Raw genomic sequence first — 22961 nt, 5'->3', positions numbered from 1 at the left:
CAAGAATAGAAACTATTATGGTATGTCATTTAGTTTCTATCCCTAATATAATATACAATCGAAATGCTGGTTAGCTTCATTACTATTTTATCTCGACCATTATGATTATAATGATAGAGTTATACTTAATTTCATACACCCTTTAGTTCTTTCGTGGATTTTATATCATCAAAACAAAGGGCGAACGGTTCTCCATGAATAAACTTTCCGTCGCCTTTTTCACCAATAAATTCACCGTCGTCGACCATGAGCTTACCTCGGAGGAATACTTTATCTACTTTACCTTCCTGTTTGTACCCTTCAAACGAACTATAGTCCACACCATGCAGACTGTTCTCATTTGAAATAATCGATGATACATTAGGGTCATATAAGACAATATCCGCATCCATGCCAACACCTATATGTCCCTTACAATGGTCTAATCCCATATTCTTAGCTGGTGTTGTTGCAAATAAATCAACAAATCGTTGTCTGGATAGCTTTCCAGTATTAACTCCATATGTCCAAAGGATGCCCAAGCGATTTTCTACACCTGGTGCGCCATTTGGGATATTGGTAAAGTCATCAGCACCCATATGTTTCTGTGATTCCCAGTCAAATCCGCAATGATCTGTACTGATCGCGTTTAGCCAGCCATTATCAACAGCCTTCCATAATGCTTCTTGGTCGTCCTTCGTTCGTAAAGCTGGCGACATCACATATTTAGCTCCTTCAAAATTAGGCTTAGCTAAATCATTCTCATCAAGCATTAGATATTGGACACATGTTTCGCCATATACCGGAAGACCTTCGTTTTTTGCGGATCGGATGGCTTCCATCACACTCTTAGCTGTAACATGAACAATGTAAACTGGAGCTCCTACCATAGCCGCCAGATTGATCACCCGTTGGGTAGCTTCCAGTTCCACCCGTGCTGGCCTTGAAACTGCATGGTAATACGGGTCTGTCTTACCTTCAGCTACGAGATCCTTTTGAAGAAGATCAATAACATCAGCATTCTCACAATGAACCATTACTGTGACACCAGCTTCTTTTGCAGCTTTTAATGCTTTGTAAAGCGCCTCATCATCACTGTGTATCGGCATACCTTTATAAGCCATAAACAATTTCACAGTAGAAATACCCCTATTGGGCAAATCGGCAATTTCTTCAAATGTCTTATCCACTGGATCACATACGACAGCATGGTACGAATAATCCGCCATGGCCTGGTCAGATACTTCATTCTTATCCATATCAAAGATGCTATCCGCCATCCCCTTGCCCTCTTCTTGATTGACAAATTCAACAACAGTTGTGGTTCCACCGGCAACAGCGGCATGCGAGGTTTCAAATCCTCTTACCCGCTCACCTTTAAACTCAAAGGAATAATGGACATGTTGATCAACTCCGCCTGGAAGGACATATTTTCCTTTCGCATCTACTATTTCGACAACCGTCGCCTCTAATTGTTCCCCAACAGCGGTTATCTTTTCATCCTCTATTAATATATCTCCAATAAATTCGTCGATAGCGGTTAGAATTGTTCCATTTTTAATTAAAGTACGCATATATATCCTCCTTTTAATTTTTGTGAGCACCTATCTTGATGTCTGATTTGTTTCCTTTGTCTTCACAGCCAATTTTTCTATCACCTGTAGTAATAAATCACCTCCCGATTTGATATCCTCTTGCCTTGTATATTCGTCAGGGGAATGACTTTTTCCTTCCATACTCGGAATAAAAATCATCCCTACATCTGTTAAATCAGTCATCATCGCCGCGTCATGAACGGCGCCACTATTCATTCTCATATAATTATAACCATATTCGCTTGCTGTTTCTTCAATAGCATGAGTGATTCTAGAAGATAGTTTGACAGGATTCGATTCACCAATCAATTCAATCTTCCCCTGAAGATTATCTTCAGTAGTCACGGCATTTACTTTTTCAGTCAAAGCGTTGGCAATCAGATCAATCCCCTCAGAGTCCACATCCCTCACATCCACAAAAAATTCCACGCGCTGAGGAATGACATTCGGCATATTCGGCTGACAGATTATTTTTCCAACAGTGGCGACTGTTGTAGGTAGGGCTTGCGTTTTTGCTACCTGTCGAATATGTGAAATGATCGTTGCTGCTCCTGCCATTGGATCCTGTCTCAAATCCATTGGCGTTGTCCCTGCATGATTGGAATCGCCTTCCAAATTAATTTTGAACGTTTTCATTCCTGCAATTGCTTGCACAATACCAACCGATTTATTCTGTGTCTCCAACACTGCTCCTTGTTCAATATGTAGCTCAATCATTGCATCGACTTCTTCGTTTTCAAGAACATCCTTTTCGACATGATCTACACTAAGACCAAAGCTTTTTGCAATATCATAAGCGGATACTCCTTCTCCATTTTTAATCCTTTTGAGATCTGCTGTTCCATACTTCCCAGTTAATACCTTGCTACCCAGCATCGTAACGCCAAAATTAGATCCCTCCTCCTCGGCAAAAATAATCAATTCGATCGGGTGGCTTATCGCTACCTGTTCTTCTTTTAGAACTCGAATTATCTCCAGGGCTACCAAAACACCGGACAGTCCATCATATTTCCCTCCATTTTCTACGGTATCAATATGAGAACCGATCATGATAGAGGTTTTTTTAATTTCCATCCCATACTTAGCTCTGATATTTCCAACGGCATCCACTTTTATCGAGAGATCAAGATCCTTCATTTGCGAAATAAGATATTCTCTCGTTTGGCGATCCTCATAGCTGTAAGAAAATCGTGTACAACCATTATTCGGAGTCCTTGTAAAGCTAACAATCGTTGAAAAATCGTTTAACATTCGCTTTAGATTGATATTCACTTTTGTCATCCCTCCTATTTGTAGTTAATCGGGATTATCTTACATCGGATAGTTATGAATACATAATATTTGCTAAATATAATCTATTTAGATAATAATATTATAACTGTAGAAATTCTTCACCACACTAGACAGATTGTTAAAAATAAATCAATTACATATAACATAATGACAAGTATTCACATATATACAAAATATCTCAAAATCCGATCTCAGCTATGGTATGAAAGCTGGGCCTTTTCTTACCAAATAAGACAAACTGAAAAAAGACTCCGACCATCAGAATCCGATGATCAGAGCCTTTTTTAGCTAATTATGTCCCAACCTCAATTATATTTCACCGCAACATTCTTTACCTGTGTATAATTATAAAGCGCAATCCATCCTTTTTCCCGACCAATACCACTCTTTTTATAACCGCCAAATGGCATCTGCACACCACCGCCGGCACCATAATTATTGATAAAAACTTGTCCGGAATCAATTCTGCTTGCCAGGTAATGTGCACGACTGATATCCTGCGTCCAAATGCCGGTAACCAACCCGTAATCCGTGCTGTTGGCCAAATCCAGCGCTTCTGCCTCATCCTTAAATGTAAACACCGTCAATACCGGGCCAAAAATCTCTTCTTGGGCCAGCTTGCTGTCCTTGCTTACCCCATCAATAATCGTTGGCTGCACGTAAAAACCGCCTTCATATCCTTCTACAGTTACCGGGTTCCCACCTGCCACAACGGAAGCTTCTTTTTTCGCCTGTTCAATTAAACCTAGTACATGATTATATTGTTTTTCATTCAATATAGGTCCAAGATGTTTATCATCCATTCCTGCTCCAACGGTTAAACTTTCAAACTTCTCCACCACTTTCTGTAGGAATTCGTTTTTAAATGAGTCTTCCACTAAAAGTCTGGCACCGGCCGAGCAGGTTTGACCGGCATTTTGAATAATAGCCCGAACAACTCCCTCTACGGTTTTATCGATATCACAATCAGCAAAAACAATGTTTGGTGATTTACCGCCAAGTTCCAATGTAGAAGGAACTACATTCGCCATAGCTGCCTGTCCAACCGTAATACCCGTCCCTACCGATCCGGTAAATGTCACATGATTAATTAACGGGTGAGAAGATAATGCTGCTCCGGCTTCATACCCAAACCCCGTTATATGATTAAACACACCTGCAGGCAAATCCAGTTCATCAAAAAACGCTGTCAAACGCATCGCCGTCATCGGCGTATCCTCCGCACTTTTCACTACCACGGTATTCCCCATTGCAATAGCTGCGGCAACACTCCTTGAAATAATCTGCAACGGATAATTCCATGGCACAATATGCGCGGTAACCCCTAACGGCTCACGCACGACATAATCCAGAAGACCATCTTCAATAGGGATCGTATCACCCATGACTTTATCTGCCGCTCCGCCATAAAATCGGAAATACCGAATCGCAGCATCCACATCGGCATATGCCTGAGACAATGGTTTCCCGACATCCATGGATTCCAGTTTTGCTAGTTCATCCCTGTCAGATTTCATTTTCTCTGCAATGTCAAATAAAAGATCGCCTCGTTCATGAGGTTTAACGCTTCTCCAAGCGTCACTTAGAAAAGCGTCACTGGCTGCATTCACAGCATCATCTACATCCTCCTGTGTTCCTCTGGGGATACTGGCAAATACGTTTCCACTGGATGGATTTTTCACATCGATATGCTCTCCATTTTTACTGTTGGTCCAATTTCCGTTTATATACAGTTTAAACCGTTCCATTAAACCCCTCCATACTATTCGCTATAGTTGAACTTCATCTTTGACCCGTCTTGTCATAAGCAAAATCATATATTCCGCCCACCATCAACATGTAAAACGGCACCTGTGATCATTTTTGCTTCATCGGAAAGCAGATATTTAATAGAATCAGCAATATTTTTTGGTGTTAGTAGGCTTCCAAGGGGGACACTTTTTTCGAAAATTTCCTTCCTGGTATCGTCCACACTTGCACCCTCCGCTGAAAATTGACCGAGCATCGTCGTATCGGACGGACCGGGATGAAGCACATTTACATTAATCTGATTTGGAGCCAGTTCCAGTGCCAAAGCCTTGGAGAAAGCCTCTACCGCACCTTTTGAAGCAACATAGGATTGTAAACCCGGTCTTGGTCTGGTGACAGATACCGAGCCAATATTCACAATACTACCTTGTTTCTTTCCCTTCATATATACAGAGGCTTCACGACAAGTTAGAAACATCATAGTCATATTAATATCCATAATGTTATGCCATTCATCCAAACTAACTTCATCAATAGGTGTGGCACTTTGCGCAATACCTGCTATATTAACCAACCCGTCAATATCTCCAAATTGATTAGCTGTTACTTTAAAAATATCTTTTACAGTATCTTCATCCAATAAATCCCCTTGGAATGCTAAAAATTTATTCGTATCTTCATATTTCGAAAGATTATCTGTATGAAGGTCACAACCAACTACATTTGCGCCGTTATCCAGCAAAAGTTTAACTGTTTCCTTCCCCATACCTCCACCTGCACCGGTAACAATGAAGGTTTTGTTTTCAAATGTCATGAAAATCACATCCTTTTTTTAAGTTTGTTTACGATCGCATCCCCGACTTGTCCTGTAGTTGCTTTTCCTCCAATATCTGGTGTAAGTGTTTTCTTTTCTTCCAATACATCTTCTATAGAAAAAAGAACTTTATCATGCAGATCAGAGCGGCCAAAATTCTGCAGCATTAAGGCTAAGGACCAGATTTGCGCAATTGGATTAGCAACCCCTTTTCCTGCTATGTCAGGAGCAGACCCATGTACCGGCTCAAACATGGAAGGGAATTCCCCGTTAGGATTGATATTTGCAGATGGCGCGACACCCAATCCTCCAGCAATGGCTGAACCTAGATCCGACAATATATCTCCAAACAGATTGGAAGCAAGTACCAGCTGAAAATTTTCGGGACGTTCCACAAACAAAGCAGCAATCGCATCTACATAGTATTTTTCATAGGAAATAGCCTCAAAGTCATTTGCTATCTCCTCAACAACCTTGTCCCATAATGTCATCGTATGTATGATAGCATTTGATTTAGTAGCATTGGTTACTTTCCGTAGCTGATGTTCCTTTGCATACTGAAATGCATATGCTGCAACCCTGGAAATCCCTTCCCGTGTCATGATCGTGTTCTGTACAGCGAGCTCCCGCGATTCTCCCTGATACATCTTCCCGCCGGCAGTAGAATATTCCCCTTCCGCATTTTCCCGTATAATCACAAAATCTATATCTCTTTCCTGTTTTAATCGGGTTTCCAATCCTTTTAGCAATTTTATCGGCCTGAAATTGATGTACTGCTGAAAGTTTTTACGGATAGGCATGATCAGCTCCCATATCGGAATATGCTCCGGTACCCTTGAATCACCAACAGCCCCGAATAAGATATTGTCAAATTCTTCTAGTTGTTCGAGGCCATTTTCAGGCATCATTAATCCGTGTTTCACATAATGATCCGTATTCCAATTAAATTCCGTTGTTTCATAAGTGAACGTGGAATCTATCTCGGATAACGTTTTCAATACTTTTAATGCTTCCTTCATCACATCAGGGCCAATTCCATCCCCGGGTAATACTGCAACCTTATATACTTTCATTTAAAAATCATCCTTTTTTCTGACTGTACATTTATGCAAAATATCTATCATGCTGTTATCCTCAATGTTATTTCTGTGGCTATAAATATATTTTTTATCTATATTTCTCTTATTTCTTAACTCAAAACAGAATTCCAGCACGATTAAATATTAGTTACATAATTTGCTGGTTTTCGTCCGTGATTCCAGTTTCCATTCAATTCGCGCTCAATCTGTGCACCCAACTGCAGAAGCAAGCCATCTTCTCCCTGAGGGGCGAGCATATGCATTCCAAGTGGCAATCCATTCTCTAGTTCAGCCATCGGTAAGGAGATCCCTGGCAGTCCACAAATATTGGCAATTGGCGTATAGGAAAAAATACTCCACAGATTTTCAAACCAATCATAAACAGAAGGATTATCACTAATAGTCAGATACTCGGTCGCACCAATCAATGGTGTGGGTTTGGCCATCGTCGGCGTAAGGACTATATCCCAATCTTCAAAGAATGCTGCCATCTTTCTGGAAATTTCGTTAAACATTGTCTCCATTTTGACACGGTCCGTATAGAAGGCAAAGCGGCCTTCCTCCCAGACCCTTATACACATGGATTCAATGAGATCTGCTGGCGGATGTTCCATGTTCTTTTTCTCGAGTATATCTGAAATAGTTTGAGAAAACTTCATAATATAGGATGCTGTCTGTGCCTCATAAGAAGCGTGAAGATCAAGATCCGGTACAACCCATTCAACATAATGTCCAAGCCCTTCAAGGTAATCAGCCGTCTTCTTCAGTTCTGACACAATATGCGGTGTGGCTTTATAATCACCCCACTCATGAGAAACGGCAATGCGAAGTTTTTTCGGATCCCGCTTTATCACCTCGGAGTATGGCTCCTGCGGGGTCCAATAAGGCATAAACTCACCAGGTGCCCCTCCCCTGCAATGATCGACAAAGGCAGCAGTATCACGTATCGTACGGGTATGACACCCTTGCGCAGAAACAACATTCATCAGATCCGAACTGTTAGGGGCTCCCGAAAAAACACCGCGTGACGGTTTCAATCCGATATTGCCATTTACGCCTGCAGGAATTCGAATCGATCCACCCCCGTCTGTGGCATGGGAAATTGGAATGATTCCTGCTGCGACGGAAGCTGCGGTCCCGGCTGAGGAACCACAGGTTGTATAATCAAGATCCCAAGGATTCCTCGTAATATAAACTTTTGGATTCTCTGCAGAACTACAGAGCCCAAACTCCGGTGTTGTCGTACGCCCAATAATGTTTAGACCGGCCTGTCGAATTTGTTTTGTCAGAAAGCTATCAGCCGCAGACCGATTCCCTTCCATGAGCAGCGAACCCCTTTCCTGTAACCTTCCTTTAAGGGTAGGCCCCAGATCCTTCATGAAAAAAGGTACTCCCGCAAAAACTCCATCGGGGTTCATTCCATCACTCAAGGGGGCATCGACTACATCATCAAAAATCTCAATGACAGCGCCAATTTGAGGATTTAATTCCTTGACCCCCTTTGCAACCTGGCTTGCCACTTCTTGTGGAGTAATTTCACCTTTTCGTACTAATTCGGCAAGTCCCATGGCATCAAGTTTAGACCATTCATTCCAGTTCATCGCTAAACCCACAAACGTCACTCCCTCATTGTTGGTACAGTTTTTATGTTCGATTCGACTCTATCATTCTTTGCTTCCATTACAGAAATCTTTTCTCATTCTTATTAAATTGTTTTCTGCAAGTCTATTGTTTAATAAAAATCCCTGCTGAAATTATATGTTCCTATGCTTCTTTTTTAATGTTTCGAGTTGGAAATTCATATGCTTCCTGCTTAAATATCAAACTAAATACGACAAATACAATTAATGAAAGGAATACAGGAACCGTAACGGCATGTACACCGAATAAATCCCCATAAGCCTGATTATATAAGTGTATGGCTATATAAGAACCAATGCCTGTAATCATGGATGCAATCGCACCGGTTTTATTAGCATGCTTCCAGTATAAGCCCATAATAAACGGCCACATAAACGCTGCTTGCAAACCGCCAAACGCAAATAAGTTTAAAAATATTAATAAATCTGGTGGACTGATAGCTAGTAGGAAAGCAACAATCCCAATTACTGCTGTCACACTCATACTGACATTTTTTACTTGTTTTATTGTTGCTTTTGGTTTGACATAATTTATGTAAACGTCCTTAACCACCGACGAACTAACTAGCAACAAAAGCGAGTCAACAGTGGACATAATCGCTGCCAAAGGTGCAGCAAGTATGATACCCGCAAGCCATGGTGGTAAGACTTCCAACGCAACGAGTGGAATAACCTGATCCGCCACATCAATTCCTGGCATGATTGGTCGTGCAAACACCCCAATCAAGTGCATGCCAAGTATAATCGTTCCTACCACTACAGTCCCAATCATGATTGCTCTGTGCATGGATTTGGAATCTTTGTAGGACATCGCCCTTACTGCAATTTGTGGTAAGGCAACAACACCTACACCAACAAGAATCCAGTAAGAGGATACATAAGCAGCAGATAATGAACCATCATTTCCAAAAGGTGTAATCAAATTTGGGTTAATGGATACCAAATCAGAAAAGACGTTGGATAATCCTCCCCCTGCAATGATGACAGCAATAAGCAATACGATAGTACCAAAAAACATGACAATACCTTGAATCGTATCTGTGATTACTACAGCACGAAAACCACCGATAATGACATATATCAAAACAGATACCGTGAAAATAAACAAAGCACCTATATAACTAATACCTGTTAGGGATTGGATAAGATAGGCTCCCCCTACCCATTGAGCTGCCATTGCGGAAAACATAAATACGATAATACTAAAAGCCGACAACAATACAACCGTTTTACTATTATATCTTTCCTTCAAAAAGTCGATAAACGTAACAGCATTATATCTTCTTGATACGATCGCAAACTTTTTTCCCAACACGAGTAACACAAAATATCCCGTTGCTACCTGGGACATGGCAAGCAAAACCCAGCCAAATCCAATGGAATATGCTGCTCCCGGTCCTCCTAAGAAACTGGATGCACTTCCATAAGTTGCAACCATGGTCATGGCAAGTACCAATCCCCCAAACTCACGGCTCCCAAGAAAGTAATCACTGAGAAAGCCGTCTGATTTATTTAATTGCCGGCTGGACCACATTCCAACCACAAAAATAATCGCTAAAAATATTAATAATGGTACCACCACACCCCAATTCATATGTTACTCACCTCATCTTCCTCTTCTTGATTCTCTTTTTCATTTTCATCCTCATCCTCCAAAGATACTTCTGTCAGCATAAATTTCACAACAAAAAATACTAGTGCAAACATAAAAAGCGTTCCCAAAATCAAACTAAAAAATATCCATGCTGGGAATCCCAATATATAGGTATATTCTTCAGGAGGTTTCGAACCCAGTCCATACGCAAAGCCATACCACCATATAAAATTAATGATAGCCAGTGCGCAACCGATCAGAGCTTCCCGGTTAGCTATAGCAAAACGCCATTCCTGCTTTCTTTTATTTTTCATATTAATACTCCTTTCGCTAATGCAAATGATTAAAATGAGATATAATCTTTTAGTTTAACAGTTTATTAGTATTTTGGTTAATTTTCGGCAGGAAAATATCCGCGCTTTTCGAATATCAACTCCTTTGTAGATTTAATTTCTTTATAAGCGCGTTTCCAATTCCAATCAGAAAACCATTTACGTTGACAACGTTTTCATTCCAGTGATTAATGGATTATGTTTACTGAATTGTATATTTTAAGAATTTACATACTATGTATGATGTAGTATATTGTACATAGTCTACCAAAATATTTTTTAATTGTAAATATTAAATGACAGAAAAGTTGCATTTACTAAATATTTTAAATGTATATTATAACCACGCTCATTGTAGATGAGCCTATAGGAGATGAAAGAAAATGACATTATCCTTTGGAAAAATCAACTTAAGTCGAACCATATCCTCAGAAATTGTATTAATTATAAAAGATAATCTTCTTAATGGTTCTTTAAAACCAGGTGACAAATTACCCACTGAAAAGGAATTAATGGAACAATTAGGAGTGAGCAGAACCCCTGTTAGGGAATCAATAAAGATTCTAGAAGCTATTGGTGTAATACAAATTAAACGTGGTGAAGGCATGTTTATAACAAATAGCCTCTCCCAGTTTACATTAAATCCATTAATATTCAGTTTAATTATGCACAGCAATAACATAGAAAAACTTATAGAGTTTCGCCAGCACTTTGAGGTTCTATTAATGAACATGATCATTACAGAAACAAATAATATCAAAAATATTGAAGATGCTTACCACTCCCAAGTAAAAAGAATGAATTCCAGCTTAAGTCCTGAAAAACTTGCTAATATTGATTTGGAATTCCATTATGCCGTTCTAGAAACAACGAATAATCCATTTGTCATAGAAATAGGAAAAACAATTTATGAAATTATCAAGCCAAATATGATTCATTTCAAACATTCAAGTAATATTGAGCGAACATTAAAAACCCATCACTATTATTTAGAATTACTACGCGGCAACATCGATTTTAACTCCACCCAGTTAGTTGAAAAGATGATTAAAAACAATGAGGAAATGATCGAATAGTAACTATAATAATATCCTATTTAAATTGGTTCTGTAACAAATCGCGAGGTTAACGATAATATTCAACAGTTAAAGAGCAGGAAATAGTTACAGACAGCATATTTGTCGAAATTGTTATCTAGCTAGGCGCTTTGCTGCTCATTTTGCCTTAAACGACGCTCGTAACGATTCTGGTATCTTCTCTATTTGGTCATGGCATCCCGTTCTTCTTTCATCGACATTCGAGCTTGATTGAATTTAATGAATAACCAAACCCTTGTTGAATCATGGTTCGAACCTGATTGTTTTTCCCTATTATTTTGGCGTTCGATATGCGATAAATGAAGCGATTGAGAATTGCTTCCTCATCTTCGGTATCGGTCGCCGGCAGTGATGCATTTAACATCTCTTCGAAAGTTACGCTATCTTTACCCATTTATAAAATCTCCCTTAATAGAGCATCTCTTTTTAATTACTATCGTACCGAAAGTTGATTTGGTGGCATTAAAATGAAAAAAATTTATGCTGCCTTCTGGGAGTTTGTTGACAAAAGTAATATAGCTATAGAAAATGTAGAGAACTAATTATAACTTTTTCAAAAAGATACCCCTATTTCCTAACTTTTTTCGATTGTATTGGTGAGTAGAACTATTTATATCATATCGCACCATTACAGCTTGAACATTTAAAGAGAAAAGTCACTCTCCTTTCCCTGCTTTATATATAACCAATGGATTTCAAAATTGTATATGAAAAACCGATAAGCTTAAATCTCTATTGCACTGGTACAATCAGCTCCTCTCGTTCCGGTCTTTAAGCCTGACACCCATGTTGTCATAAATCTCTTTGCAAATCCATAGTTTTAAATGTAAATAGATTTAGTCACTGCAAAAATCAATGAATGGAGGGATCTGATGTTACAAAGGAAGCTTACTGACATCGAAGGCATAAAAGTTGGGCATGAACAAGATTATAAAGGAGCTACGGGATGTACTGTTGTTTTATGTGAAGAGGGAGCAACAGCTGGTGTTGATGTAGAAGGTGGATCACCAGGAACCCGTGAAACGGCACTTCTTTCCCCTGTAAACAGGATTGATAAGGCACATGGAATCTTATTGTCAGGAGGAAGTGCTTTTGGTTTGGATGCTGCGGCAGGAATTATGGAGTACCTAGAAAATAATGACTCAGGATTTGATGTCGGAGTTACTAAGGTTCCGATCGTTCCAGGGGCAATACTATACGATTTGAGTATAGGGGATTATAAAAAAAGACCTGATAAAAAAATGGGTTTGCAGGCATGTGAAAATGCCACTGGAGATGATTGTAAAGAAGGTACTATTGGTGCTGGAACAGGGGCAACAGTTGGAAAAGTCTTAGGAATGGACCGGGCAATGAAAGGTGGTCTAGGTACATATTGTCTTCAGGTAGGTGAATTAATGGTCGGTGCTATGGTAGTTGTGAATAGTTTTGGAGATGTGGTTAACCCGGAAACAGGAGAGATTATTGCCGGAGCGCTCTCTGATTCTGGTGATTTTGTAAATACTGAGGAATTTATGATTAAACAATTTGAGAATCAAACAAATAAAAATCAGGAGAATACCACAATCGGCATTGTTGTTTCCAATGCAAAATTAAATAAGTCTGAAGCCAATAAATTAGCTTCTATGGCCCACGATGGTTTTGCCAGAACAATGCGTCCATCACACACTATGGTTGATGGTGATACAATTTTTACATTGGCTACAGGGAAAGTTGAATGTGACCTGGATTTAGTTGGACTTTTAGCTGCAGATGTAGTGGGAGAAGCTGTCATCAGGGCAGTAAAAATGGCAACCTCGTTACATGGGGTTACCAGTTACTCTGATTTACAGAAGAACTAATAAGACGTTGAGTGAGAAAAAGTCTATTTGAGTAAAATAAAAATTAATGCATCAGATATAGCAGTATCAAGGACTGACTCCAAAATAGCATTTATCGGTCTTTTGGAGCAGTCCAATATTTTTTTGTAGGATAACTCCCTCAAAATTTCTCACATGATAAATCTATTAAATTACCATATCAAATAAAGCTGTTAGCCCCAAAGAGAAAATTCATTCATTCTCATCAAGTCTAACAGCTTCATCCATACTAAAATTTAATTACGCACCACTTAAATTTTCTTATTCCACCAATTCCTCTACGGTTCTAACCACATTCCCCACCGTAAAACCATACGCTTCCATAATCTTTTCACCTTTTGCTGAAGCACCAAATGTATCGATTCCAAGTACTTCACCTTCATCACCTACGTAGCGTTCCCAGCCAAACGAGGAAGCCATTTCAACGGCAAGTCGACGTTTAACGTCTGGTGAAATTACTTTATCCTTATATCCTTGATCCTGTTCTTCAAAACGATCCCAGGAAGGCATACTTACGACACGAACATCAATACCCTTTTCGCTCAGTTCTTTTTGTGCTTTTACAGCTAGCTGCACTTCAGAACCAGTTGCGAGTAGCAATGCATCAGGCGTTTCCTTCGATGCTTCACTAACAATATACGCACCTTTTTTAACACCTTCATAGGCATGTTCTTTTGTTCCTTCCAACGTTGGTAGACCTTGTCTAGTCAGGACTAATGCAGTTGGTTTATCCGTTGACTCAAGAGACAGACGCCAAGCTGCTTGGGTTTCGTTTCCATCTGCTGGACGAATAAGTGAGAGTCCTGGCATTGTTCGGAACGATGCTAAATGCTCAATTGGTTCGTGTGTTGGCCCATCTTCACCAACAGCGATGGAATCATGTGTGAACACATAGGTCACAGGTAATTTCATAATCGATGACAGTCGAACTGCAGGACGTAAATAATCACTGAATACGAAGAATGTACCTGCATAAACATTCAGTCCGCCATGTAGTGCCATCCCGTTTAATGCCGCTCCCATCGCATGTTCACGGACACCAAACCAAATATTTTTTCCTGCATAGTTCTCACGTGTGAAATCCGCTTGGCCGTCAATCAGTGTTTTATTGGATCCTGCTAAGTCAGCACTTCCACCAATAAAGTTTGGTACTGCTTTGGCAATCGCATTTATTACTTCACCAGAGGCGGCACGTGTTGCAAGCTTATCTTTTCCATGCTCGTAAACTGGTAGATTTTTCTTCCAATCTACTGGCAACTTCCCATTCATCGCTAATTCCAAATCATTAGCAGTTTCAGGGTATTTTTCTTTATAGGCCTGTACTAATTGATTCCAATTTTCTTCTGCTTCAGCACCTTTTTTGCCTATTTTTTCATTAAAATCGGTGTAAACTTCCTCTGGTACATAAAAAGGTTCATGTGTCCAGTTGTAGTTTTCTTTTGTTAATTTCACTTCATCTTCCCCGAGTGGTGCACCGTGTGATGCTGCAGAACCAGATTTATTAGGCGAACCGAATCCAATAACGGTTTTTACTTCAATTAACGTTGGCTGGGCTGTATTTTGTTTCGCTTCTTCTAAAGCCTTCCGTAATGCGCCTACATCATTTCCATCTTCAACACGAATGACTTGCCAACCATATGCTTTAAATCGTTCCTCTGTATTGTCGGAAAATGATCTATTTAACTCACCATCCAGTGATATATCATTCGAATCATATAGTGCAATTAATTTCCCTAAACCAAGATGTCCTGCAAGTGATGCTGTTTCATGTGAGATGCCTTCCATTAAGTCCCCATCACTGATTAATGCAAATGTGTGATGATCGATAATAGAAAAATCATCTTTATTAAACGTTGCAGAAAGATGCGCTTCAGCCATCGCCATTCCTACCGCAGTTGCAATTCCCTGCCCAAGCGGTCCGGTAGTTGTTTCTACACCGTCTGTATGATGGACCTCAGGATGACCTGGAGTTCTTGAACCCCATTGGCGGAATCCCTTCAAATCTTCCATCGTGACATCATACCCTGACAAATGAAGCAAGCTATACAAAAGCATCGATCCATGACCAGCAGACAGGACAAAACGGTCACGGTTAAACCATTTAGAGTTTTTTGGGTTATGCGTCATAAAATCTGTCCATAATGTGTACGCCATTGGTGCAGCTCCCATAGGCAGTCCGGGATGCCCAGAGGCTGCGTTTTCAATTGCATCAATGCTAAGGGTACGAATAGTGTTAATCGATTGTTGTTCAACAGAAACTTGAGTTGTTGTCATTATTTTCAGCCCCTTCTATGATAAAGTTTCAGCTTTCTTTGGAACCTTTTCCCAATCTGCTAAAAATTGTTCAATCCCATTATCCGTTAATGGATGTTTCCATAACTTCGGTAAAAGTGACCCAGGAATCGTTGCTATATCCGCCCCAGCTAAGGCAGCGCTTTCTAAATGACCAATCGTTCTGACGCTAGCTGTAATAATCTTTGCATCATATTGATAGTTTTGTAGTGTTTGTTTTAAGCGTTGGATTAACGCTATTCCGTCTTCCCCGATGTCATCCACTCTGCCAACAAAAGGACTAATATAAGTTGCACCTGCTTTTGCTGCCATCAGACCCTGTGCAACAGAGAACACCAACGTAACATTTGTTTTGATCCCTTCTTTAGAAATCGTATTAACTGCTTCTAAACCAGCTTCGGTCATTGGGATTTTAACAACCACGTTTGATGCCCACTTCGCAATCTCTCTTGCCTCTTCTACCATTTCATCTGCAGTAAGACTGATTACTTCCGCACTGACGGGGCCATCTACAATACTGCAAATTTCTTTGATAACTTCTTCAAAATCCCTGTTTCCCTTTGCGATAATGGACGGATTTGTTGTAATCCCATCTACTAAACCTAAACGGTTAATTCGTTTGATTTCGTCTATATTAGCTGTATCTAAGAAAAATTCCATTATTATCCTCCTTGATAATTTAAAATTTTAATCTTTATATGGCTTGCTTCGTATTGTATTGGCTTTCAATATACCGCAATTGTTTATCTTTACCATTTATTAAAATAGAGTGGGTCGTACAGTCTCCATTGTTCATTTTAATACCGTTCAATAATAGATTATCTGTGATTCCTGTAGCAGCAAAAATACAGTCTTCTGAATCAACCAATTGATTGTGTGTTAAGACGCCTCTAGGATCAGCCAATCCCATTTCCTTGCACCTGTTTACTTCTTCTTCATTTCGCGGCAAGAGTCTGGCCTGCATTTCACCACCAAGGGATTTAACCGCGACAGCGCCTAACACCCCTTCTGGTGCCCCACCAACACCAAGGAACATATCGATATTTTTATTTTCAATGCATGTTGCAGTAGCGTAAATAACGTCTCCATCATTAAATAGATGCGCTTTTGCTCCTGATTTTCTTATCGTATCAATATACTCTTTGTGCCTGGGTCTGTCTTGAATAAGAACATTTAATTCTGTAATATCTTTCCCAGTTGCTTTAGCCACTGCTTTTATATTCTCAAGTAATGGAGCTTCAATATCAATTTCACCTTTTGCTTTTGGCCCAACTGCTATTTTTTCCATATACATATCTGGAGCATGAAGCAACGTGCCTTTTGGTGCTGCTGCTATTACTGTAATCGCGTTATCTTGCCCATTCACAGTCGGTGTCGTTCCTTCGATCGGGTCCACTGCAATATCAACTTCGGTTTCCCCGCCTTTTCCAAGATTTTCACCAATATAAAGCATTGGCGCCTCATCAATTTCCCCTTCTCCCATCACGATGGTTCCATGCATGTTCATCTCATTCAGCTGATCACGCATTGCACTTGTTGCCGCATCATCCGCTGCGATTTTGTTCCCACTGCCAACCCAGGGCAATGCAGCAATGGCAGCCGATTCGGTTACTTTTAAAAAATCTAATAACAAGGATTGCATTAGATATTCCCCCTAATTTAGCTGCATTGGTTACCAGATGCCGCTTCCTCTTGCATCCCTTTACCTGTAAACTCTTTTTCCTTTTCAATAATTTTATCAACTTTACGCTTAGAACCTTCTGCCCATTCCACATTCAAATAAGCCTCAGCCACTTTCTTCCCAACTTCTACACCAATGATTTGTGCTCCCATTGTGAGGATCTGTGCATTATTGCTTAATTGTGCTCTTTCAGCAGAATACGTGTCATGCGCAGTTGCTGCTCGAATGCCAGGATATTTATTTGCAGCGATTGCAACACCAATTCCTGTTCCGCAAATAAGAATACCTCGATCAAGTTCCCCTTCACTAATTGCTTGTGAAACTTCAAATGCTACATCCGGGTAATCCACTGCATCACAGGAATGACAACCATAATCCACTACTTCATGGTCCGTCGTTTCCTCTACGTGTTTTTTGATTTCTTCTTTTAATTCAAAACCATTGTGGTCGCTTCCGATACCTAGTTTCATATATAATTTCTCCTTTCGTATTTTTATAAGGTTTATTGTTTCTATTATTATTTTATTATATTTTTTTGTTTTTATCAATGGTTTTTACTCATTTATTTTCATTTCGAAAATAATCGACAATAAATGAACTTGCTTTTCTTTGAAGCATTGATATAAATATAGTGTAATTAAATAATTCACCTATGTTTTCCGTATTTTTGTTTTCTTTCGTTTATATTCGTGGTATGATTAATTCGTAGTATTAAGATTTATTTTGTAATATATTAAAAACTAACATAGTATGTAGGTGATAATTTGAGTAAAATGTTTGCTGCCGAGCGAAAAAAGTTAATATTAAATCTCCTTCAACAAAATAAGCGAATAACGGTGAAGGATCTATCCAAATCATTAGATGTATCAGAAGCAACGCTGCGTACAGATTTAAATACAATGGAAAAGGAAGGGTTGTTAACACGTACACATGGGGGAGCGGTTCTTAATGAAAATGCGCCCCCATCGAATAGTTTTTCTGAAAGGGCTATGAGAAATATAGAAAGTAAGCAAACAATAACAAATAAAGCTGTGGAACTCGTCCAGCGAAAAGATTGTATTTTATTGGATGCAAGTACAACTAGCTTGGAATTAGCTCGACACCTAAAGCAAGAAGAAATAAAACTGACCGTCGTAACAAGCGGAATTTCCGCTGCTTTAGAATTAAAAGAAAACCCTGGCATTAATGTTATATTAATTGGCGGTATGCTAAGAATGGGATCAACGGCATTGGAAGGACTTTTAGGAATTAATATTTTGGACAAAATTAATATTGATCTAATGTTCACTTCAGCCAGTGGATTTACAATTGAAGATGGCCTTACTGACTTTAACGTGTATGAGGTAGAATTAAAAAAAGTAATGGCAGAAAAGGCACATAAAGTGATAGCACTGTTAGATTACACAAAAATAGGAACCAGTTCCATAGCCAGTTTTGCATCAACGGATCAAATTGATACGATCATTACTGATGAAAACGTGTCAAATGATGTATTACAGAAGTTGGCCGATCATCAGGTTAATGTTATAAGATAAGCTTTTACCAATGATAGAGAGCAGCCTTTTTGACTGCTCTCTATTTTCTATCCATACAAATGCTTTTCCAACCGTTCAAGAATTTCACGGAAACTATCCGTATCCCAAGCTGATCTACCGATAAACAGACCGTTCACATCTGTTATATCAATATAATTTAGGAAGTTTTCTCTATTGACACTTCCCCCATATAACAAAGGAATACTACTACCAGAATGATCAAAAAGATTTTCCAACGTTTTGCGCAGATAGGTGTGGATTTCTGCCACATACCCAGCATCTGCAGGAACTCCTTTTTCGCCTATTGCCCAAACTGGCTCGTAAGCGATCATTACATTACGTGCCTGCTCATCCGTTAACCCCTTCAAACAGACTTTAAGTTGAGAGGCCAATGTTTCCTTAGAAATATTATTGCTTTTATGTTCTATATTTTCCCCAATGCAAATTAGTGGTTTCATGCCATAACGTAATGCAGCTAATACCTTTTTATTTATATCCTCATCGTTTTCATTATAATACTGCCTGCGCTCGGAATGTCCAAGTTCTATGATATCTATCCCAATCTCGTCTAACATCCGAGGAGAAATCTCTCCGGTATAAGGACCCGAATCTTCCCAGTGCATATTCTGAGCACCTAAATGAATTCTAGAACTTGAAGTCAGCTCCTTGATCGACACTAAAGCAGTATACGAAGGGATAATAAATAACTCAATAGCGGAAGAGACGTTTTCTGCTATCTTTTTTAGATCTTCTGTATAGGATAAGCCTTCTTCGATTGTCTTTGTCATCTTCCAATTGGTCCCTATCCAAATCTTATTCATTAGCGGCAGAACCTTCCAGCCATTCCCTCATAGATTTAAAAATGATCCAAATCGTTGTGGCACCCGCATCTTGATGACCAATCGCCCTTTCTCCCAGTGATTTAGCCCTTCCGAATTTAGCTACATATTCTTTGGAACTTTCTACACCTTCAGCAGCCTTTTCTTCTGCATTTTTTAATCCTTCCAGTAAACTTACAGGTTTGTCTGCACTTTCTTTTAACCCCTCTACAGCAGGCTCAAGTGCATCTATCATTGTTTTATCTCCCAAACTAGCTTTCCCACGTGTCTTAATGGCCTCCAGAGATTTTTCAAAAATATCAGCCATTAATTGTAAATCCAGCGTTTCTTTAGCATCGAGCTTCTTGACCCCTCCTGTAAATAAAGTACCAAAAATAACACCTGATGCCCCGCCCATGGAATTAATCATGGACATACCAATTGTTTTAAATATATCATTTATTGATTTACACTCTTTTTGGCTTAAGTCTTCTTCTGCTTTGGAAAAGCCCACTGACATTCCAATCCCATGGTCTCCATCACCGATTGCACTGTCGACTTCCGTTAAAAGAGGCTTATTTTCGATTATTTGCTTCCCGACATAAAGAAACATTTCCTTTACTTGGGCTACACTCAAGTTTACTGTTTGCGCTTCTACATTCATGTTGCTTTCCCCCTACCTATAGTTTAACTTTTCGCTTACTTCTTGTAATATGGTGAATTCGCTGTTGCATCATGTAGCTCTTTTAATTCATCATCTAATTTCAGCAACGTGATGGAAAACCCACCCATTTCTTGCGTGGTGCAATAGCTATTTACATCCATATCATATACATTAACCCCTTTTTCTTCTAAAACCCGTGCCACTCGGCGATTGGCAATAAACAATTCCATTAATGTCGTCGACCCAAGTCCATTTACAAGCACACTAACTTCATCGCCTTCGCGTACATTGCTTTCCTTTAACAACGTATCCATTAATCGATCAACCAATTTATCCGCTTTCATTATTTTCGTTCGTTCCATCCCTGGTTCGCCGTGAATACCCATGCCTAACTCCATTTCATCATCAGCCAGTGTAAAGGTTGGCTCTCCGGAATCCGGAATCGTTCCAGGTGATAAAGCAACTCCTATAGAATATGTCTGATCACACGCTTTTTGTGTAACTTCAAAAACTTCATCCAACGATTTACCCTTCTCAGCAGCTGCACCTGCTATTTTTATAACAAATACATCTCCAGCGATTCCTCTGCGATCTTCTTTCCTTTCAACAGGAGCGGATGCTACATCATCACTGACTCTTACAGTACGTGAATCGACATCTTCCATTTCAAGCATTTCAACCGCCATATCAAAATTCAAAACATCACCAGCATAATTTCCATAGATAAATAGAACGCCCTTGCCTGAATCAGCTGCTTTAGCCACTTCCTGTATCGTGTTCGGTGTAGGTGCTGCAAACACATTTCCTAGTGCCACACCATCCGCAAGTCCTTCTCCTACAAATCCAAGAAACAATGGCTCATGTCCACTACCTCCACCAATAACTACTGCTACTTTATCTTTGAGATCTTTACGTGTGATTCCGTTTACATTTTCCAGTTTTTTATGGGAATTTTTATAGGCATACATGAATCCTTCAATCGTTTCTTGAGCGACTGATTCAGGTTTGTTGATGACTTTTTTCAAGATCTACATCTCCTCTCGATTATATGCAATTACTTTTATTTACTTTTGTTTTGTTTTGTTTCATTTTAATTATAAACATAATAGGAATTTGTGTCAATTAAACATTCATTTTAATAGCAGGTGTAGTTCAAGATAAGAAATATTCTATTTAAAAAGAAGAAAAAAATTAAATTGATGAGAGGGGGTAGCTACTAATAGAGTTAGAGAGCTGTCTGTTAAAATGACGAATGAATCTATTATTTCAATAGGGGGGATTCTATCCCCCCTGATTTACTAGATTCCTAGGATTTTCCTCCTTTTGGCGTTTGGAAGTTTCCCATTCTTTCAAAGAAGTTAATGATATATGAATGATCCTTTTTTCCATTTCCATTTGCAATTTCTGAGCTAAAAATTTCTTTTACCAAATTTGTAACAGGAAGTGGTACGCCAATAGCATTTGCTGATGATTGGATGTTTCCTAAATCTTTATAATTCGTTTCGATTCGGCCACCTGGTTCGAAGTCTCTATCAATGATTCGCGGCATTTTAGCATCCATAACAGCACTACCTGCTAAACCACCATGAATGGCTTCGAATAGTTTATTTAAATCGATACCGGATTTACTTGCATATACGCAGGCTTCTGATAATGCAGCAAGGTTGGTGCTGACAATTATTTGATTGGCAATTTTTGCCGCAGATCCAGTCCCAGCTTCCCCAAAATGTACGATATTCTCTCCCATTGCTTGGAATATCGGTAGTACTTTATTAAACTGTGCTTCATCTCCGCCGACCATGATGGAGAGTTTACCTTCAATCGCCATTGGTTCGCCCCCGCTTACAGGCGCATCAATAAAGTGAATATCATATTCCTTTAATTCGCTTGCAAATGCTTTTGATTCTTCCGTTGATACGGAGCTCATATCAATAATAACGGATCCGGCTTTACCATTTTCAGCAAGACCATCATCAGCTGATAACACTTGTGACACATGTTTTGCGGTAGGAAGCATTGTAATGATTATATCACTGTTTTCTGCTACTTCTTTATTTGATTCACATGCATGTCCGCCCAATTCTACTAATTCATTGACAGCATTTGTATTTATGTCAAAAAGATAGGTTTCAAAACCATCTTTAATGATATGACCAGCCATTGGTTTTCCCATAATACCTAACCCAACAAATCCAACTTTCATTTGTAATTCCTCCATTAAATAGTATTTTAGTAAATTGATTTAATATTCCCCGATAACCAAAAGGTAGTTATCGGGGTGACATTTAAATCACTCTTAGTTGTTCAAAAATGGTTGGAATGTAGATAAAATAAAATAGGCAGAAGTAGCTCCTGGATCTTGGGCGCCTATTGATCTCTCACCTAATCGACTTGAACGACCTATTTTCGAAACAATATCTTTCGTAGATTTCATTCCTTCCTCCCCTGCCAACAATGCTTCTTTGAACGCACTTACGAAATCATTTGTTTGAGCAAAGGTTTCTTCCAATCTATTTGCAAAAGGAATGAGTGTATCCATGATGGTTTTATCACCAACTTCGGCTTTTCCCCGTTCTTGTACACCATTAACAAAGGCAGTCCAAAAGTCTTTAAGGTCTGTATCATTAAGTTCTGATTTACCTTTCACTACTTTTCCACCGCGCATAAATCCTGTAGCATATAATGGGCCAACAGAAGAACCAACCGCATTTAAGAATGTCATACCAACTGTAGAACTGATCTTTCCACAATCTGTTTCATCCGCTAGCTTATTATTTAACTGTTCATTTACAGCCTGCCAACCGATGGACATCGTGACACCATGATCTCCATCACCTAATTTACGATCAAGTTCACAGAGGTAATCTTTTTCATTTTCCATAACTTCGACTACTTGCTTGAAATATTCAGTAAAATCTGTTGCTGTCATATTCATTATGCATT

General features: G+C 39.3%; 21 protein-coding genes. 3 read left to right on the top strand and 18 right to left on the bottom strand.

Translation table 11 applies throughout. The features are described 5' to 3' along the window. Window positions 1-131: 131 nt before the first annotated feature. From hydA to KFZ58_RS06015, 8 genes are all read right to left on the bottom strand, one after another. Window positions 132-1553 carry a dihydropyrimidinase gene (gene hydA / locus KFZ58_RS06050; protein WP_235793902.1) on the bottom strand — a complete coding sequence of 474 codons (1422 nt, stop codon included), beginning with the start codon at window positions 1551-1553 and terminating at the stop codon, window positions 132-134. Window positions 1554-1583: 30 nt separating this feature from the next. Further along, window positions 1584-2846, bottom strand: a complete 1263-nt coding sequence (locus tag KFZ58_RS06045) for a Zn-dependent hydrolase (RefSeq protein ID WP_235793901.1) — start codon at window positions 2844-2846, stop codon at window positions 1584-1586. A 326-nt stretch (window positions 2847-3172) separates the two neighbouring features. After that, window positions 3173-4615, bottom strand: coding sequence for an aldehyde dehydrogenase family protein (locus KFZ58_RS06040; protein ID WP_235793900.1), 1443 nt, complete (start codon window positions 4613-4615; stop codon window positions 3173-3175). 65 nt (window positions 4616-4680) lie between these two features. Beyond that, window positions 4681-5430: an SDR family NAD(P)-dependent oxidoreductase gene (locus tag KFZ58_RS06035; protein ID WP_235793899.1), complete on the bottom strand. Its 750-nt coding sequence runs from the start codon at window positions 5428-5430 to the stop codon at window positions 4681-4683. Between the two features lie 5 nt (window positions 5431-5435). Next, complete coding sequence (locus tag KFZ58_RS06030) at window positions 5436-6503, bottom strand: tartrate dehydrogenase (RefSeq protein WP_235793898.1); 1068 nt, start codon at window positions 6501-6503, stop codon at window positions 5436-5438. A 143-nt stretch (window positions 6504-6646) separates the two neighbouring features. After that, window positions 6647-8122, bottom strand: a complete 1476-nt coding sequence (locus tag KFZ58_RS06025; protein WP_235793897.1) for an amidase — start codon at window positions 8120-8122, stop codon at window positions 6647-6649. A 151-nt stretch (window positions 8123-8273) separates the two neighbouring features. Next, entirely contained in the window at window positions 8274-9743 is a 1470-nt protein-coding gene (panF, locus tag KFZ58_RS06020; RefSeq protein ID WP_235793896.1) for a sodium/pantothenate symporter, read from the bottom strand. Next, window positions 9740-10057 carry a YhdT family protein gene (locus KFZ58_RS06015; RefSeq protein WP_235793895.1) on the bottom strand — a complete coding sequence of 106 codons (318 nt, stop codon included), beginning with the start codon at window positions 10055-10057 and terminating at the stop codon, window positions 9740-9742. The genes panF and KFZ58_RS06015 overlap by 4 nt, the downstream gene beginning before the upstream one ends. Window positions 10058-10458: 401 nt before the next feature. Between KFZ58_RS06015 and KFZ58_RS06010 the strand changes: the two genes are divergently transcribed. After that, window positions 10459-11151, top strand: a complete 693-nt coding sequence (locus KFZ58_RS06010; RefSeq protein WP_235793894.1) for a FadR/GntR family transcriptional regulator — start codon at window positions 10459-10461, stop codon at window positions 11149-11151. 211 nt (window positions 11152-11362) lie between these two features. Here KFZ58_RS06010 and KFZ58_RS06005 read toward each other — a convergent pair whose 3' ends face one another. Beyond that, window positions 11363-11566: a transposase gene (locus KFZ58_RS06005; protein WP_235793893.1), complete on the bottom strand. Its 204-nt coding sequence runs from the start codon at window positions 11564-11566 to the stop codon at window positions 11363-11365. A gap of 478 nt (window positions 11567-12044) precedes the next feature. Between KFZ58_RS06005 and KFZ58_RS06000 the strand changes: the two genes are divergently transcribed. After that, window positions 12045-13010, top strand: coding sequence for a P1 family peptidase (locus tag KFZ58_RS06000; RefSeq protein WP_235793892.1), 966 nt, complete (start codon window positions 12045-12047; stop codon window positions 13008-13010). A 279-nt stretch (window positions 13011-13289) separates the two neighbouring features. On the opposite strand, the gene tkt is transcribed toward KFZ58_RS06000, so the two are convergent. Genes tkt through rpiB form a run of 4 tightly spaced genes read right to left on the bottom strand, consistent with a single transcriptional unit; the run spans window position 13290 to window position 17471 of the window. After that, window positions 13290-15302, bottom strand: a complete 2013-nt coding sequence (tkt, locus tag KFZ58_RS05995; protein WP_235793891.1) for a transketolase — start codon at window positions 15300-15302, stop codon at window positions 13290-13292. A gap of 15 nt (window positions 15303-15317) precedes the next feature. After that, window positions 15318-15980 carry a fructose-6-phosphate aldolase gene (gene fsa, locus KFZ58_RS05990; RefSeq protein ID WP_235793890.1) on the bottom strand — a complete coding sequence of 221 codons (663 nt, stop codon included), beginning with the start codon at window positions 15978-15980 and terminating at the stop codon, window positions 15318-15320. Between the two features lie 34 nt (window positions 15981-16014). Further along, window positions 16015-16962 carry a class II fructose-bisphosphatase gene (glpX, locus tag KFZ58_RS05985; RefSeq protein WP_235793889.1) on the bottom strand — a complete coding sequence of 316 codons (948 nt, stop codon included), beginning with the start codon at window positions 16960-16962 and terminating at the stop codon, window positions 16015-16017. Between the two features lie 17 nt (window positions 16963-16979). After that, a complete protein-coding gene (gene rpiB / locus KFZ58_RS05980; protein WP_235793888.1) occupies window positions 16980-17471 on the bottom strand; it encodes a ribose 5-phosphate isomerase B in 492 nt (163 codons plus the stop codon). 303 nt (window positions 17472-17774) lie between these two features. Here rpiB and KFZ58_RS05975 point away from each other — a divergent pair, with 303 nt between their 5' ends. Beyond that, on the top strand, window positions 17775-18536 hold the full coding sequence (locus KFZ58_RS05975; RefSeq protein WP_235794679.1) for a DeoR/GlpR family DNA-binding transcription regulator: 762 nt from the start codon (window positions 17775-17777) through the stop codon (window positions 18534-18536). 47 nt (window positions 18537-18583) lie between these two features. Here KFZ58_RS05975 and KFZ58_RS05970 read toward each other — a convergent pair whose 3' ends face one another. From KFZ58_RS05970 to dhaL (KFZ58_RS05950), 5 genes are all read right to left on the bottom strand, one after another. Further along, the gene (locus KFZ58_RS05970; protein ID WP_235793887.1) at window positions 18584-19357 is read right to left on the bottom strand and encodes a triose-phosphate isomerase; all 774 of its coding nucleotides are present in this window, start codon (window positions 19355-19357) and stop codon (window positions 18584-18586) included. Beyond that, the gene (gene dhaL / locus KFZ58_RS05965) at window positions 19350-20018 is read right to left on the bottom strand and encodes a dihydroxyacetone kinase subunit DhaL (protein WP_235793886.1); all 669 of its coding nucleotides are present in this window, start codon (window positions 20016-20018) and stop codon (window positions 19350-19352) included. The genes KFZ58_RS05970 and dhaL (KFZ58_RS05965) overlap by 8 nt, the downstream gene beginning before the upstream one ends. Before the next feature lie 35 nt (window positions 20019-20053). After that, entirely contained in the window at window positions 20054-21043 is a 990-nt protein-coding gene (locus tag KFZ58_RS05960) for a dihydroxyacetone kinase subunit DhaK (protein WP_235793885.1), read from the bottom strand. 281 nt (window positions 21044-21324) lie between these two features. Further along, window positions 21325-22221 (bottom strand): 2-hydroxy-3-oxopropionate reductase, encoded by an 897-nt coding sequence (locus KFZ58_RS05955; RefSeq protein WP_235793884.1) that lies wholly within the window; start codon window positions 22219-22221, stop codon window positions 21325-21327. 93 nt (window positions 22222-22314) lie between these two features. After that, window positions 22315-22953 carry a dihydroxyacetone kinase subunit DhaL gene (gene dhaL, locus KFZ58_RS05950; RefSeq protein ID WP_235793883.1) on the bottom strand — a complete coding sequence of 213 codons (639 nt, stop codon included), beginning with the start codon at window positions 22951-22953 and terminating at the stop codon, window positions 22315-22317. Window positions 22954-22961: the final 8 nt, after the last annotated feature.

Origin of the sequence: Virgibacillus sp. NKC19-16 (assembly GCF_021560035.1) — a bacterium.
Classification (GTDB): domain Bacteria; phylum Bacillota; class Bacilli; order Bacillales; family Amphibacillaceae; genus Virgibacillus_L; species Virgibacillus_L salidurans.
This window is presented reverse-complemented; position numbering and strand designations above follow the sequence as displayed.

Excerpts from the sequence above, each read along its gene's own strand:
- hydA (WP_235793902.1), bottom strand. The coding sequence starts at position 1,553 with ATGCGTACTTTAATTAAAAATGGAACAATTCTAACCGCTATCGACGAA.
- KFZ58_RS06040 (WP_235793900.1), bottom strand. The coding sequence starts at position 4,615 with ATGGAACGGTTTAAACTGTATATAAACGGAAATTGGACCAACAGTAAA.
- KFZ58_RS06035 (WP_235793899.1), bottom strand. The coding sequence starts at position 5,430 with ATGACATTTGAAAACAAAACCTTCATTGTTACCGGTGCAGGTGGAGGT.
- KFZ58_RS06030 (WP_235793898.1), bottom strand. The coding sequence starts at position 6,503 with ATGAAAGTATATAAGGTTGCAGTATTACCCGGGGATGGAATTGGCCCT.
- panF (WP_235793896.1), bottom strand. The coding sequence starts at position 9,743 with ATGAATTGGGGTGTGGTGGTACCATTATTAATATTTTTAGCGATTATT.
- KFZ58_RS06015 (WP_235793895.1), bottom strand. The coding sequence starts at position 10,057 with ATGAAAAATAAAAGAAAGCAGGAATGGCGTTTTGCTATAGCTAACCGG.
- KFZ58_RS06010 (WP_235793894.1), top strand. The coding sequence starts at position 10,459 with ATGACATTATCCTTTGGAAAAATCAACTTAAGTCGAACCATATCCTCA.
- KFZ58_RS06005 (WP_235793893.1), bottom strand. The coding sequence starts at position 11,566 with ATGGGTAAAGATAGCGTAACTTTCGAAGAGATGTTAAATGCATCACTG.
- KFZ58_RS06000 (WP_235793892.1), top strand. The coding sequence starts at position 12,045 with ATGTTACAAAGGAAGCTTACTGACATCGAAGGCATAAAAGTTGGGCAT.
- tkt (WP_235793891.1), bottom strand. The coding sequence starts at position 15,302 with ATGACAACAACTCAAGTTTCTGTTGAACAACAATCGATTAACACTATT.
- fsa (WP_235793890.1), bottom strand. The coding sequence starts at position 15,980 with ATGGAATTTTTCTTAGATACAGCTAATATAGACGAAATCAAACGAATT.
- glpX (WP_235793889.1), bottom strand. The coding sequence starts at position 16,962 with ATGCAATCCTTGTTATTAGATTTTTTAAAAGTAACCGAATCGGCTGCC.
- rpiB (WP_235793888.1), bottom strand. The coding sequence starts at position 17,471 with ATGAAACTAGGTATCGGAAGCGACCACAATGGTTTTGAATTAAAAGAA.
- KFZ58_RS05975 (WP_235794679.1), top strand. The coding sequence starts at position 17,775 with ATGTTTGCTGCCGAGCGAAAAAAGTTAATATTAAATCTCCTTCAACAA.
- KFZ58_RS05970 (WP_235793887.1), bottom strand. The coding sequence starts at position 19,357 with ATGAATAAGATTTGGATAGGGACCAATTGGAAGATGACAAAGACAATC.
- dhaL (WP_235793886.1), bottom strand. The coding sequence starts at position 20,018 with ATGAATGTAGAAGCGCAAACAGTAAACTTGAGTGTAGCCCAAGTAAAG.
- KFZ58_RS05955 (WP_235793884.1), bottom strand. The coding sequence starts at position 22,221 with ATGAAAGTTGGATTTGTTGGGTTAGGTATTATGGGAAAACCAATGGCT.
- dhaL (WP_235793883.1), bottom strand. The coding sequence starts at position 22,953 with ATGAATATGACAGCAACAGATTTTACTGAATATTTCAAGCAAGTAGTC.